Origin of the sequence: Kitasatospora sp. NPDC058478, from assembly GCF_042720345.1 — a bacterium.
In the GTDB taxonomy this organism is placed as follows: domain Bacteria; phylum Actinomycetota; class Actinomycetes; order Streptomycetales; family Streptomycetaceae; genus Kitasatospora.
On record NZ_JBHXML010000127.1, the window covers coordinates 1 to 13,035 of the forward strand.

Genomic DNA, 13,035 nt, shown 5'->3' on the forward strand with positions numbered 1-13,035 from the left:
TTTTGGCACGCTGTTGAGTTCTCAAGGAACGGACACTTCCTTCGGACCGCCTTCCAGCGGGCCCTCCGGGCGCTTCGTTCTTTCGTGTTCCCAGCCTACCAGATGTTTTCCGCTCCGTTTACCGGAGGTTTTCGCATCTGAAATCTGGTGTTAACCGCCAAGTCGCGGCGACTCGGCCAACCATAGCGGGTCGCCCGCCGGAGTGCGAATCGAGGCGCTCCCGGTGTCACCCGGTCGGCGGCATGATTTGTTGCTCTCGCGAGCATATACAGCAATGGTCCCGATTCGCCAAGATGCCTGTAGAGTGCGGCGCATCGACTAAGAGGACTAGACCACTAAACGGTCGGTGAGCCGCCGGACGACGAGCCGGGCTGGGCGTGGGTCTTCGCCCGGGAATGTCAACAGATGTCCGAAGTTGACATGATTTAGGCTTCAGTCGATCGTCCTGCCGCTGCTCGCGGCCGCTCGCTGTACCGCTCACTTGGGAGGCACAACCATGACCACTGTGACGTCGCCGCTGACCGGCAAGGTCGTCGGGCTCGCCGGCGTGCCCGACCCGGTGTTCTCCGGCGCGATGGTCGGCCCCGGCACCGCGATCGACCCGGAGCGCCGGCCGACCGAGGCGGTCGCTCCGGTGGACGGCGTCGTCGTCTCCATGCACCCGCACGCGTTCGTCGTGGTGGACGCCGAGGGCCACGGTGTACTGACCCACCTGGGGATCGACACCGTGCAGCTGAACGGCGAGGGCTTCGAGCTGCTGGTCAACAAGGGCGACACGGTGACCCGCGGTCAGGCCGTCATCAAGTGGGACCCGGCCGCCGTCGAGGCCGCGGGCAAGTCGCCCATCTCGCCGATCGTGGCGCTGGAAGCGAGCGCCGACTCGCTCGGCGGCCTGCGGGAGGACGGCGAGGCCGTCTCCGGCGAGGCCCTGTTCAGCTGGAACTGACCTCTTACTTTGCACACACCCGCCCCGCAGGAGTTGTCGGGGCGGCCCGGCACACAGCGGTTCCCGGCGGGGCCGCTCCTCTCAGCGGAGACAGGTGACATGAAGAAGACGCTGCGCGGCGTGGGTGTCAGCCACGGGGTCGCGATCGGCCAGGTGCGGCACATGGGGACGGCGGTGCTGGAGCCCCCGGCCACCCAGATCCCGACCGAGGACGCCCCGCGCGAGCAGGCCCGCGCCCAGGCCGCCGTCGAGGCGGTCGCCGCGGACCTGATCGCCCGCGGCAACCTGGCCGGTGGCGAGGCGCAGGCCGTCCTGGAGGCCCAGGCGCTGATGGCGCAGGACCCGGAGCTGATGGCCGACGTGTCCCGCCGGATCGCCGTCGGCAGCAGCGCCGAGCGCGGTGTGTACGACGCCTTCGCCGCCTACCGGGCGCTGCTCGCCTCCGCCGGCGACTACCTGGCCGGGCGGGTCGCCGACCTGGACGACGTCCGCAACCGCATCGTGGCCCGGCTGCTGGGCGTGCCGATGCCGGGCGTGCCGGACAGCGACGAGCCGTACGTGCTGTTCGCGCGGGACCTGGCGCCGGCCGACACCGCGCTGCTCGACCCGACGCTGGTGCTCGGCTTCGTGACCGAGGAGGGCGGGCCGACCAGCCACAGCGCCATCCTGGCGCGGGCGTTGGGCGTGCCGGCCGTGGTCGCGCTGCCCGCTGCGACGGACGTCGCCGAGGGCACCGTCGTCGCCGTGGACGGCAGCTCCGGTGACGTGCTGCTGGAGCCCTCGCAGGAGAAGCAGGACGAGCTGCGGGCGGTCGCCGCCCAGCGCAAGGCCGCGCTGGCCGCGTCCTCCGGCCCGGGGCAGACCTCGGACGGCCACCGCGTGCCGCTGCTGGCCAACGTGGGCGGCCCGGCGGACGTGCCGGCCGCGCTGGAGAACGGCGCCGAGGGCGTCGGCCTGTTCCGGACCGAGTTCCTCTTCCTGGACGACTCCGCGAAGGCGCCCACCGAGGAGAAGCAGGTCGAGGCGTACCGCAAGGTGCTGGAGGCGTTCCCGGAGGGCCGGATCGTGGTCCGGGCGCTGGACGCGGGCGCGGACAAGCCGCTGGACTTCCTCACCCCGGCCGACGAGCCGAACCCGGCGCTGGGCGTGCGCGGTCTGCGCACCCTGCTGGAGCACCCGGAGGTGCTGCGGACGCAGCTGCGGGCGCTGGCCAGGGCCGCCGAGGGCCTGCCGGTGCACCTTGAGGTGATGGCCCCGATGGTGGCCGACCGCAAGGACGCCAAGGACTTCGCCCAGGCGTGTCGCGAGGCGGGGCTGGAGGCCAAGTTCGGCGCGATGGTGGAGATCCCGTCGGCCGCGCTGCGGGCCCGGTCGATCCTCCAGGAGGTCGAGTTCCTGTCGCTGGGGACCAACGACCTCGCGCAGTACACCTTCGCCGCCGACCGTCAGGTGGGCGCGCTGGCCCGGCTGCAGGACCCGTGGCAGCCGGCGCTGCTGGACCTGATCGCCGCGGCCGCCGAGGCGGCGCAGGCGACCGGCAAGAGCTGCGGCGTCTGCGGTGAGGCGGCCGCCGACCCGCTGCTGGCCGTGGTGCTGACCGGTCTGGGCGTCACCAGCCTCTCGATGGGCTCGGCCTCGATCCCCTACGTGCGCTCGACGCTGGCCAAGTACACGCTGGCGCAGTGCCGCCGGGCGGCCGAGGCGGCCCGGGCGACGGACAGCGCCGAGGAGGCGCGGGCCGCCGCGCAGCAGGTGCTGTCGGGCGAGTAGGACAGGCGAACAGCAGGAAGGGGGGCTCCCACCGGGTCGGTGGGAGCCCCCCTTCGGCGTGTCCGGTCAGGCTCGGGCCTGCCGATCGCGGCGGAGCTGCTCGAAGAAGCGCAGGTGGTCGATGTCGTCGACGGAGCCGGGGTTGACGGCCTGCTCCAGCGGGGTGCCGGAGAGGATCCGCTTGACCGGGACCTCGATGCGCTTGCCGGTGAGGGTGTGCGGGAGGCCGCGCACCGCGATGACCTCGTCGGGGACGTGGCGCGGGGAGAGTTGGGTGCGCAGCGAGGTGCGGATGCGGCCGATCAGCCCCTCGTCGAGCTCGGCACCGGGGGCGAGGACGACGAACAGCGGCATCCAGTAGCCGCCGTCGGGCTCCTCCAGGCCGATGACCAGGGATTCGGCGATCTCGGGGAGGCGTTCGACGACCTCGTAGATGTCCGAGGAGCCCATCCGGACGCCCTGGCGGTTGAGTGTGGAGTCGGAGCGGCCGTGGATGACGACGGTGCCGCGGGAGGTGACGGTGATCCAGTCGCCGTGGCGCCAGACGCCGGGGTACATGTCGAAGTAGCTGTCGTGGTACCGGGTGCCCTCGGGGTCGTTCCAGAAGCCGGTGGGCATGGACGGGATGGGCTTGGTGACGACGAGTTCGCCGACGGTGTCGGTGTGCGGGTGGCCCTGGACGTCCCAGGACTCGACGGCGGCGCCGAGGCAGGGCGCCTGGATCTCGCCGAGGTGGACGGGCAGGGTGGGGACGCCGCCGACGAAGCAGGAGCAGACGTCGGTGCCGCCGCTGACGGAGGCGAGCCAGACGTCCTCCTTGACCTCCTCGTAGATCCAGCGGAAGCCGTCGGGCGGGAGCGGGGAGCCGGTGGTGCCGATGCAGCGGACGGCGGAGAGGTCGAGGTCGCGGCCGGGGTGCAGCTCGGCCTTGCGGCTGGCGATCACGTAGGCGGCGGAGGTGCCGAGGACGGTGGCGCGGGTGCGGGCGGCGACCGACCAGAGCGCGCCGGTGTCGGGGTGGCCGGGGCTGCCGTCGTAGGTGACGATCGTGGCCCCGACCAGGAGGCCGGCCAGCAGGAAGTTCCACATCATCCAGCCGGTGGAGGTGTACCAGAGGAAGCGGTCCCGGGGGCCGAGGTCGAGGTGGAGGCCGGCCTGCTTGAGGTGTTCGAGCAGGATGCCGCCCTGGCTCTGGACGATGGCCTTGGGCAGGCCGGTGGTGCCGGAGGAGTAGAGCACCCAGAGCGGGTGGTCGAAGGGGACGGCCTCGTAGACCGGCTCGACGTCGTCGGCGACCAGGTCGTCCCAGTGCAGGGCGCCCTCGGGGGCGGGGGCGCCGAGCAGCGGGACGTGGACGACGGTGCGCAGGGTGGGGAGTTCGCGGCGCAGTTCGGCGACGACCTCGGTGCGGTCGTGGTCCTTGCCGCCGTAGTGGTAGCCGTCGACGGCGAAGAGGACGGCGGGTTCGATCTGCTGGAGGCGGTCCAGGACGCTGCGGGCGCCGAAGTCGGGGGCGCAGCTGGTCCAGATCGCGCCGACGGCGGCGGTGGCGAGGAGGGCGACGGCGGCCTGCGGGATGTTGGGCAGGTAGGCGCTGACGCGGTCGCCGGGGCCGATGCCCCGGGCGCGCAGGGCGGCGGCCAACGAGCCGACCTGGCGGCGCAGTTCGGACCAGGTGAGGACGGCCGGCTGTTCGGTGGTCTCGTCGAGGTGCAGGACGGCCGGGCGGTCGGCGTTGGCCGGGTCCTCGGCGGCGCGCAGGGCGTGTTCGGCGTAGTTGAGGCGGGCGCCGGGGAACCAGCGGGCGCCGGGCATGGCGGGGTCGGCGAGGACGGCCTCGGGGACCTGGGTGAAGCGGACGTCGAACCACTGGGTGATCGCGGTCCAGAAGCGGTCGAGGTCGGCGGTGGACCAGGCGTGCAGGTCGGCGTAGCTCTGGGCGGCCTGCTGGTCGTCGGCGGCCGGGGCGAGCGGGGCGGCCGGGGCGCCGTGGTGTTCGGCGGCCCAGGCCTGGAAGGCCACCAGGCTGGTGGCTGCGGCGCGAGCGGGGTTGGGGCGCCAGAGCGGCTGGTCCTGGGGTGGGGTGCTCACGGTGGTGGTCTCCCGGCCGGTGGTGGGGACGGGAGTGCTTGTGGCAGGCCCGTCCGGTTGGGCTGTCGGTGCAGACCATGCCATGTGAGCGGCCGCTGCGCCAGGGTCCGCCCGGTGGGTGCCGGGCCGGTCAGCGGCCGGAGATTCCGCCGCTGGACTCACCGCTGAACTCGCCGCCGAACCAGGAGCGGGAGACCCGGGTGTGGAAGGGGAAGGCGAGCGGGGTGTCGGGGGCGGCGAGCTGCCAGCCGTCGGTCTCGTCGGTGGGGCGCGAGGGCGGGAGTTCGGCGAGCGGACGGGCCGGGAGCAGGCCGAAGAGGCAGAGGAAGCCGCCCCTGGCGTCGGAGTCGGTGGCGACCAGGGTGATGTCGGCGGCGTCGGCCAGGATGCCGGTCTCCTCGCACAGTTCGCGCACGCACGCCTGCTGCCAGCTCTCGCCGTAGTCCACGTAGCCGCCGGGGAAGGCAAGTTGGCCGTAGCCGGGCTCGATGGTGCGGCGGATGACGACGAGGGTGGGGTCGGCGTCGGGGCGGGTGACCGGGAGGAGGGTGACCACGACGGGCAGCGGGTTGCGGTAGCTGATCTCGGCGCAGCCGGGGCAGGTGCGGGGCCAGCGGTCGGTGCCTGCCGGGTAGGACGTGCCGCAGAAGTGGCAGTGGGAGAACGGCTGGTTGACCGCGCGTGTCGGGTCGTCAGTGGTCATGGCCGGATGGTAGCCGGGTGCGCGCGGCGGCCGTCAGCGGAGTTCGCCGTCGCGGGTGGGGCGGAGCAGGGCGGGGTGCAGGAGGCTGGCGTCTCCGGCGTGGTAGGTGCGGGCCCGGGGGCCGCCGCGGGCGCCGCCGCGGGCGGTGGTGGCGCCGGTGCTCTCGACGAAGCCGGGGACGGAGAGGACCTTGCGGTGGAAGTTGCCGGGGTGGAGCTTCTCGTCCCAGACGGCCTCGTAGACGGCGCGCAGGTCGGGGATGGTGAAGTCGTAGGGCAGGAAGGCGGTGGCGAGCGGGCTGTACTCGAGTTTGGCCCGGACGCGGTCGAGGCCGTCGGCGAGGATGCGCGCGTGGTCGAAGGCGAGCGTGCGGGAGGACTGGCCGGTGGGCCCGCCGACACCACCCCCGTGGGTGTCGGCGGGCGCACCGGCGGCTCGGGGTCGGCCACCGGGCCGGGTGCCCAGGTCGAGGTCGGCGACGGGGTGCCAGGTGGCGGCTGCGGCGTCCGTACCGGCCTGCGGGTCGGGCAGGTCGGGGGCGAAGGCGAGGTAGGCGACGGAGACGACGTGCATGCGCGGGTCTCGCTCGGGGGCGCCGTAGGTGCCGAGCTGTTCGAGGTGGACGCGGCAGAGCGCGGCCTCGACTTCGGAGCCGCCGAGCAGGCCGGTCTCCTCGGCGAGTTCGCGGGCGGCGGCCTCGTCCAGGCTCTCCTCTCCGGCGCGCAGGAAGCCGCCGGGCAGGGCCCAGCAGCCCTGGTAGGGCGGGGCGCCGCGCTGGACGAGCAGGACGTGCAGGCCGCTGTGACGCAAGGTCAGGGCGACCACGTCGACGGTGACGGCGATCGGGGCGTAGGCGCGCGGGTCGTAGGCGGCGAGCCACTCCTGCTCGTCCTGCTCGCTCGCGGGCGTGGTCGGGGGCGGGGTGGACGGGTCGTCCGTTTCCATCACCGGCTCCTCTCCGCGCTCGCCGCCGTACGGGGTGCTGTCGTTCTCTGGCTGAGCACAACGTAGCGATTCCGTTCCCCGGCGGCAAATGGTTTTCCGGGTCCGCGGGGATGCCCGGCTTCTAGGCTGTGACCAGGAACGACCGCGCCCGAGGAGGCCCCATGCCCACTGCTCCCCCGCCGGACTTCGCCGCGGCGCTGGCGGCCGGTCCGCTGGTGCTGGACGGCGGGATGTCGAACCAGCTGGCGGCGGCCGGGCACGACCTCCTCGACGAGCTGTGGTCGGCGCGGCTGCTGGCGGACGCGCCGGAGGCGGTGGTGGCGGCGCACCGGGCGTACTTCGCGGCCGGGGCGGACGTCGCCATCACGGCGAGCTACCAGGCGAGCTTCGAGGGCTTCGCCCGGCGCGGAGTGGGCCGGGCCCAGGCCGCACGGCTGCTGGCGCGCAGCGTGGAGCTGGCCCGGGAGGCGGCGCGGGCCGAGCCGGGCGGGCGGCGGCGCTGGGTCGCGGCGTCGGTGGGGCCGTACGGGGCGGTGCTGGCGGACGGTTCGGAGTACCGGGGCCGGTACGGGCTGAGCACCGCGGAGCTGGTGGCCTTCCACCGGCCGCGGCTGGAGGCGCTGGCGGCGGCCGGGCCCGACGTGCTGGCGCTGGAGACGGTGCCGGACGCGGACGAGGCGCGGGCACTGCTGGAGCTGGTGCGCGGGCTGGGCGTGCCGGCCTGGCTGTCGTTCAGCGTGGCGGGCGGCCGGACCAGGGCGGGCCAGCCGCTGGCGGAGGCGTTCGCGCTGGCGGCCGGGGTGGACGAGGTGCTGGCGGTGGGCGTGAACTGCTGCACCCCGCAGGACGCGGACCGGGCGGTGGCGCTGGCGGCCGAGGTGACCGGCAAGCCGGTGGTGGTGTATCCGAACAGCGGGGAGGAGTGGGACGCCGCGCGCCGGGACTGGCGCGGCGAGCCGACGTTCCGCTCGGCCCGGGTGGGCGGCTGGCTGGCGGGCGGCGCACGGCTGGTGGGCGGCTGCTGCCGGGTGGGGCCGGACGGGATCGCCGCGCTGGCGGCGGAGGTCGCGGTGCGACGGGGGCGCTCGAGCGACGTCGGGGGGTGAGGGACGTCTGAGTGTGAGCGGCGCGGCGGGCGGCGGGCGGCGGAGGTTAACGGACGGCCGAGCGCGGGTTACCGAGGGGGAAGGTGCACGGACCGGCGACGGCCTGGCAGACTCGTCCCGTTACCACTGCGGTCGACAATGTCGACCGCCTGTCAGCGCGGAGGTCCCCATGCCCGGCCCGATCCAGTCGCTCTCCCGGGCCGCCGCGATCTTGCGCCTGCTGGCCGGCGGTGAGCGCCGCCTGGGCCTGTCCGAGGTCGCGACGGCGCTGGAACTCGCCAAGGGCACCGCGCACGGCATCCTGCGCACGCTCCAGCAGGAGGGGTTCGTCGAGCAGGACCCGGAGAGCGGCAAGTACCAGCTGGGCGCCGAACTGCTGCGGCTGGGGCAGAGCTACCTGGACGTGCACGAGCTGCGGGCACGGGCGCTGGTCTGGGCGGACGACCTGGCCCGGGCGGCCGGCGAGACCGTCTACCTGGGGGTGCTGCACCAGCAGGGCGTGCTGGTCGTGCACCACGTCTTCCGGCCGGACGACACCCGGCAGGTGCTGGAGGTCGGCTCGATGCAGCCGCTGCACAGCACCGCGCTGGGCAAGGTGCTGCTGGCCTACGACCCGGTCGCGCGAGGCGAGTTGGGCGACGGGCCGTACGAGTCGTACACCTTGCGGACGCTGACCGAGGCGGCCGACGTGGACGCCGAGTGCGCGCTGATCCGTGAGCGCGGCTGGACGGACTCGATCGAGGAGACCTGGGAGGGCGTGGCCTCGATCGGCGCGCTGATCCAGGACCGGCGGCGCAACCCGGTGGGCGCGGTGTGCATCAGCGGCCCGGTGGAGCGGGTCTGCGAGGACGGCTTCGTGAAGCCGTCGCTGGTGGCCTCGGTGCGCAGCGCGGCACGGGCGATCTCGCGCGATCTGGGCGCCGGGCGCTTCTGAAACCCCGGGCCGCACCGGCGGCCACATCGTCACGCTGAGGCGCGGACGGGCATCGGCCTGTCCGCGCCTTGGCGTTTTGCCCCGGTTTGGCCCGCTCCGCTGGGTAACTTCGGGGGAAGGGTCACAGCTCCGTAACCCTGCCTTGACGTGAGGGCAACCAGGGGAGGAAGCTTCCGCATAACGGTCGACATTGTCGAACGATGGCCGGGAAGATCAATCCCCCGATGCGCTCACCCGCACAACGATCGGCCGGCCGCCCCCACCCACACCTCCGGGCCATATGGACAAGGGAGTCTTTGTGTCCGCGTTCTCCAACGGCGACGTCTTCGTCGGCGAAACCCTCGGCACCGCCGCCCTGATACTTCTCGGTGGCGGCGTCTGCGCCGCCGTGACCCTCAAGAAGTCGAAGGCCCTCAACGCCGGCTGGCTGGCGATCACCTTCGGCTGGGGCTTCGCGGTCCTGATCGCCGCCTACATCTCGGCTCCGAAGTCCGGCGCCCACCTCAACCCGGCCGTCACCATCGCGCTCGCCATCAAGAGCGGCGACTGGAACCAGGTGCCGCTCTACCTCGGCTCCCAGTTCCTCGGCGCGATGATCGGCGCCGTGCTGGTCTGGCTCACCTACCTCGGCCAGTTCCAGGCCAACGAGGAGCCCACCCTCGGCATCTTCTCGACCGGGCCCGAGATCCGGAACCCGATCCAGAACGTCGTCACCGAGGTCATCGGCACCTTCATCCTCTGCATGGCGATCCTCACCCTCGGCAAGAACGACGGTCTGGCCGCCGGCGGCCTCAGCACCCTGATCGTGGCCCTCACGGTCGTCGGCATCGGCCTCTCGCTGGGCGGCCCCACCGGCTACGCGATCAACCCGGTCCGCGACCTCGGCCCGCGCATCGTGCACTCGCTGCTGCCCATCCCGAACAAGGGCGGCTCCGACTGGTCGTACGCCTGGGTTCCGGTCGTCGGCCCGCTGATCGGCGGCGCGCTGGCCGGCGGTCTGTACAACGCGATGTTCTAAAGGGCCGGGTTCGAACCCGCCGAGCACGGGGACCGACCACTACGTCGGGCCCACCCACCCCGAACCCCCGAATCCTGAGCCGAGGACCCTCTGATGACCTCCACTGGCAACTACATCGCCGCGATCGACCAGGGCACCACCTCCAGCCGCTGCATCATCTTCGGCGCCGACGGCCGGATCGTCGCCGTCGACCAGCAGGAGCACCGGCAGATCTTCCCCCAGCCCGGCTACGTCGAGCACGACGCCGCCGAGATCTGGACCCGGGTGCAGTCGGTCGTCCGCGGCGCGCTGGAGAAGGCCGGCCTGACCAAGGACGACATCCGCGCGATCGGCATCACCAACCAGCGCGAGACCACCGTCCTGTGGGACAAGAACACCGGCGAGCCGGTCCACAACGCGCTGGTGTGGCAGGACACCCGCACCGAGGGCCTCTGCCGCGAGCTCGGCCGCAACGTCGGCCAGGACCGCTTCCGCCGCGAGACCGGCCTCCCGCTCGCCAGCTACTTCGCCGGCCCGAAGATCCGCTGGCTGCTGGACAACGTCGAGGGCCTGCGCGAGCGCGCCGAGGCCGGCGACATCCTGTTCGGCACCATGGACACCTGGGTGATCTGGAACCTCACCGGTGGTGTCAACGGCGGCAAGCACGTCACCGACGTCACCAACGCCAGCCGCACCATGCTGATGAACCTGCACACCCTGCAGTGGGACGACAAGATCGCCGAGTCGATCGGCGTGCCGATGGCCGTCCTGCCGGAGATCCGCTCCTCCGCCGAGGTCTACGGCGAGGCCGTCGGCGACCTGGCCGGCGTCCCGGTCGCCTCCGCGCTCGGCGACCAGCAGGCCGCGCTGTTCGGCCAGACCTGCTTCGACGAGGGCGAGGCCAAGTCCACCTACGGCACCGGCACCTTCCTGCTGCTCAACACCGGCGAGAAGATCGTCAACTCGTACCACGGCCTGCTGACCACCGTCGGCTACCGGATCGGCGACCAGGCCCCGGTCTACGCCCTGGAAGGCTCGATCGCCGTCACCGGCTCGCTCGTCCAGTGGCTGCGCGACCAGCTCGGCATCATCTCCACCGCCGCCGAGATCGAGACCCTCGCCAACACCGTCGAGGACAACGGCGGCGCCTACTTCGTCCCGGCCTTCTCCGGCCTGTTCGCCCCGTACTGGCGCTCCGACGCCCGCGGTGTGATCGCCGGCCTGACCCGGTACGTCACCAAGGGCCACCTGGCCCGGGCCGTCCTGGAGGCCACCGCCTGGCAGACCCGCGAGGTCGTCGACGCCATGCAGAAGGACTCCGGCGTCGAGCTCACCGCCCTCAAGGTCGACGGCGGCATGACCAGCAACAACCTGCTCATGCAGAACATCGCCGACGTCCTGGACGTCCCGGTCGAGCGCCCGTACGTGGCCGAGACCACCGCCCTCGGCGCCGCCTACGCAGCCGGACTCGCCGTCGGCTTCTGGACCGACCTCGACACGCTGCGGGCCAACTGGCACCGCGCCGCCGAATGGACCCCGCGCATGGACGAGGCCACCCGGGAGCGCGAGTACAAGAAGTGGCTCAAGGCCGTGGAGCGCACCATGGGGTGGGTGGAGGAAGAAGAGACCGACTGACCGACAAGCCGGTCGGGGCCCCGGGCCCCGACCGGCCGCCCGCTGTTCCGGCAGCGGGTGTCGCCGCGTTTCACCGGCCCGCCGCACCGGGCCGACCGGCCTCTCAGCAGAGGCCGCACCGCACACGAGAGGAGTAACGGCGCCGCCTGACCCGCGCGCCGTACACAACCACCATGGCAACCATCCCGACCCTGGGCGCCGAGCGCACCGCCGGCCGCACCGCCTCCCGCGCCGAGACCCGTGAGCTGCTCGGCAAGGCCACCTACGACCTGCTGGTGATCGGGGGCGGCATCCTCGGCACGGCCGTCGCCTGGACCGCCTCCCAGGCCGGACTCAAGGTCGCCATGGTCGACGGCGGCGACTTCGCCGGCGCCACCTCCAGCGCCTCCTCCAAGCTCGTCCACGGCGGTCTGCGCTACCTGCAGACCGGCGCGGTCAAGCTCGTCGCCGAGAACCACAAGGAGCGCCGCGCGCTCGCCACCGACGTCGCGCCGCACCTGGTCAACCCGCTGACCTTCTTCGTGCCGGTCTACAAGGGCGGCCCGCACAGCGCGCCCAAGCTCGGCGCCGGCGTCTTCCTGTACTCCGCGCTGTCCGCCTTCCGCGACGGCATGGGCCGGGTCTCCACCGCCGCGCACGCCGCCCAGCAGGTGCCCGCGCTGCGCACCGAGGGCCTGCGCTCGGTGGCCGTCTACGGCGACCACCAGATGAACGACTCGCGCGTCGCCGTGATGACCGTGCGCGCCGCCGTCGACGCCGGCGCCGTGGTGCTCAACCACGCCGAGGTCACCGGCCTGCGCTTCACCGGCGGCCGGGTCACCGGCGCCGAGCTGCGCGACCGCCTGGACGGCACCGAGTTCGGCATCGACGCCCGCCTGGTGCTCAACGCCACCGGCCCGTGGGTGGACCACCTGCGCAAGATGGAGGACGCCGGCGCCGCGCCGTCGATCCGCCTCTCCAAGGGCGCCCACGTGGTGGTCAAGCGCCGGGCGCCGTGGCGCGCCGCGCTGACCATCCCGATCGACAAGTACCGCGTCTCCTTCGCCATCCCGTGGGAGGACCACGTCCTGCTCGGCACCACCGACGAGGAGTACACCGGCGACCCGAAGGACGTCCGGGCCACCGAGGCGGACATCGACCAGATCATGGGCGAGGCCGCGCACGCCATCCGCGACGAGCACCTCGACCGCGACCTGATCACCTACTCCTTCGCCGGCCTGCGGGTGCTGCCCGGCGGCCCGGGCGACACCGCCGCCGCCAAGCGCGAGACGGTCGTCACCGAGGGCAAGGGCGGCATGCTGTCGGTCGCCGGCGGCAAGTGGACCACCTACCGTCACATCGGCCGCACCGTGCTGGAGAAGCTGGCGCACGTGCCCGGCACCAGCCTCGGCGAGGACATGTCCCCGATCGCGGCGACCGTTCCGCTGCCGGGCGTCGGCGCGCCGAACGCCGTCGCGCACCGGCTGCTGATCGACCGCGACCCGGGCTCCCGGATGGAGCCGCTGGTGGCCAAGCACCTGGCCAGCCACTACGGCACGCTGTCCTTCGAGATCGCCCGCATGATCGACGAGAACCCGGAGCTGGGCCGGCCGATCCACGAGGACGGCCCGGACGTCTGGGCACAGGTCGCCTACGCGGCCGACAGCGAGTGGGCGTACACGGCGGACGACGTGCTGCGGCGCCGCACCACGATGACCGTGCGCGGGCTGGACACGCCGGAGATCCGGGACGAGGTCGAGGCCTTCCTCGCGAAGCGCGGAACGAAGTAGGCACAGCCAGCTAGGCGCAGCCTCGCGAAGGGCGGGCACCCGGGTTTTCCGGGGGGCCCCCCCGCGCGCGCGGGTTTGGCGGGTTTTTTTACGGTGGCGTATAAAAAAAAGAAGCGGCCCCCGCCAGTGGAGGTGTTGA

Annotated in this window: 10 protein-coding genes; 7 read left to right on the forward strand and 3 right to left on the reverse strand. The window is 72.8% G+C overall.

What is annotated here, in order from left to right:
• Positions 1-496 precede the first annotated feature (496 nt).
• Together ACFWPT_RS39865 and ptsP are read left to right on the forward strand one after the other, a co-directional pair.
• Positions 497-946, forward strand: coding sequence for a PTS glucose transporter subunit IIA (locus ACFWPT_RS39865; RefSeq protein WP_380380396.1), 450 nt, complete (start codon positions 497-499; stop codon positions 944-946).
• A gap of 99 nt (positions 947-1,045) precedes the next feature.
• Entirely contained in the window at positions 1,046-2,716 is a 1,671-nt protein-coding gene (gene ptsP, locus ACFWPT_RS39870; protein ID WP_380487876.1) for a phosphoenolpyruvate--protein phosphotransferase, read from the forward strand.
• Positions 2,717-2,782: 66 nt separating this feature from the next.
• Here ptsP and ACFWPT_RS39875 read toward each other — a convergent pair whose 3' ends face one another.
• From ACFWPT_RS39875 to ACFWPT_RS39885, 3 genes are read right to left on the reverse strand one after another with little or no spacing between them, the layout of a single operon-like run.
• The gene (locus tag ACFWPT_RS39875) at positions 2,783-4,891 is read right to left on the reverse strand and encodes an acetoacetate--CoA ligase (protein WP_380380394.1); all 2,109 of its coding nucleotides are present in this window, start codon (positions 4,889-4,891) and stop codon (positions 2,783-2,785) included.
• A gap of 46 nt (positions 4,892-4,937) precedes the next feature.
• Positions 4,938-5,510 carry an NUDIX domain-containing protein gene (locus ACFWPT_RS39880; RefSeq protein ID WP_380380391.1) on the reverse strand — a complete coding sequence of 191 codons (573 nt, stop codon included), beginning with the start codon at positions 5,508-5,510 and terminating at the stop codon, positions 4,938-4,940.
• Between the two features lie 33 nt (positions 5,511-5,543).
• Positions 5,544-6,455 (reverse strand): NUDIX domain-containing protein, encoded by a 912-nt coding sequence (locus ACFWPT_RS39885; protein WP_380429650.1) that lies wholly within the window; start codon positions 6,453-6,455, stop codon positions 5,544-5,546.
• Between the two features lie 161 nt (positions 6,456-6,616).
• On the opposite strand from ACFWPT_RS39885, the gene mmuM reads away from it, so the two are divergent.
• The 5 genes from mmuM (at position 6,617) to ACFWPT_RS39910 (ending at position 12,896) form a co-directional block, all read left to right on the forward strand.
• Positions 6,617-7,561, forward strand: a complete 945-nt coding sequence (gene mmuM, locus ACFWPT_RS39890; RefSeq protein WP_380380387.1) for a homocysteine S-methyltransferase — start codon at positions 6,617-6,619, stop codon at positions 7,559-7,561.
• 169 nt (positions 7,562-7,730) lie between these two features.
• Positions 7,731-8,495, forward strand: a complete 765-nt coding sequence (locus tag ACFWPT_RS39895) for an IclR family transcriptional regulator (protein WP_063350192.1) — start codon at positions 7,731-7,733, stop codon at positions 8,493-8,495.
• Positions 8,496-8,775: 280 nt separating this feature from the next.
• Complete coding sequence (locus ACFWPT_RS39900) at positions 8,776-9,513, forward strand: MIP/aquaporin family protein (RefSeq protein WP_063350191.1); 738 nt, start codon at positions 8,776-8,778, stop codon at positions 9,511-9,513.
• Between the two features lie 93 nt (positions 9,514-9,606).
• Entirely contained in the window at positions 9,607-11,127 is a 1,521-nt protein-coding gene (gene glpK / locus ACFWPT_RS39905) for a glycerol kinase GlpK (protein ID WP_363377288.1), read from the forward strand.
• Between the two features lie 173 nt (positions 11,128-11,300).
• Positions 11,301-12,896, forward strand: a complete 1,596-nt coding sequence (locus ACFWPT_RS39910) for a glycerol-3-phosphate dehydrogenase/oxidase (RefSeq protein ID WP_063350189.1) — start codon at positions 11,301-11,303, stop codon at positions 12,894-12,896.
• Positions 12,897-13,035: the final 139 nt, after the last annotated feature.

What these genes read in the sequence shown, in the direction of transcription:
- ACFWPT_RS39865 (WP_380380396.1), top strand. Translation starts at nt 497, where the DNA reads ATGACCACTGTGACGTCGCCGCTGACCGGCAAGGTCGTCGGGCTCGCC.
- ptsP (WP_380487876.1), top strand. Translation starts at nt 1,046, where the DNA reads ATGAAGAAGACGCTGCGCGGCGTGGGTGTCAGCCACGGGGTCGCGATC.
- ACFWPT_RS39875 (WP_380380394.1), bottom strand. Translation starts at nt 4,891, where the DNA reads ATGGCATGGTCTGCACCGACAGCCCAACCGGACGGGCCTGCCACAAGC.
- ACFWPT_RS39880 (WP_380380391.1), bottom strand. Translation starts at nt 5,510, where the DNA reads ATGACCACTGACGACCCGACACGCGCGGTCAACCAGCCGTTCTCCCAC.
- ACFWPT_RS39885 (WP_380429650.1), bottom strand. Translation starts at nt 6,455, where the DNA reads ATGGAAACGGACGACCCGTCCACCCCGCCCCCGACCACGCCCGCGAGC.
- mmuM (WP_380380387.1), top strand. Translation starts at nt 6,617, where the DNA reads ATGCCCACTGCTCCCCCGCCGGACTTCGCCGCGGCGCTGGCGGCCGGT.
- ACFWPT_RS39895 (WP_063350192.1), top strand. Translation starts at nt 7,731, where the DNA reads ATGCCCGGCCCGATCCAGTCGCTCTCCCGGGCCGCCGCGATCTTGCGC.
- ACFWPT_RS39900 (WP_063350191.1), top strand. Translation starts at nt 8,776, where the DNA reads ATGGACAAGGGAGTCTTTGTGTCCGCGTTCTCCAACGGCGACGTCTTC.
- glpK (WP_363377288.1), top strand. Translation starts at nt 9,607, where the DNA reads ATGACCTCCACTGGCAACTACATCGCCGCGATCGACCAGGGCACCACC.
- ACFWPT_RS39910 (WP_063350189.1), top strand. Translation starts at nt 11,301, where the DNA reads ATGGCAACCATCCCGACCCTGGGCGCCGAGCGCACCGCCGGCCGCACC.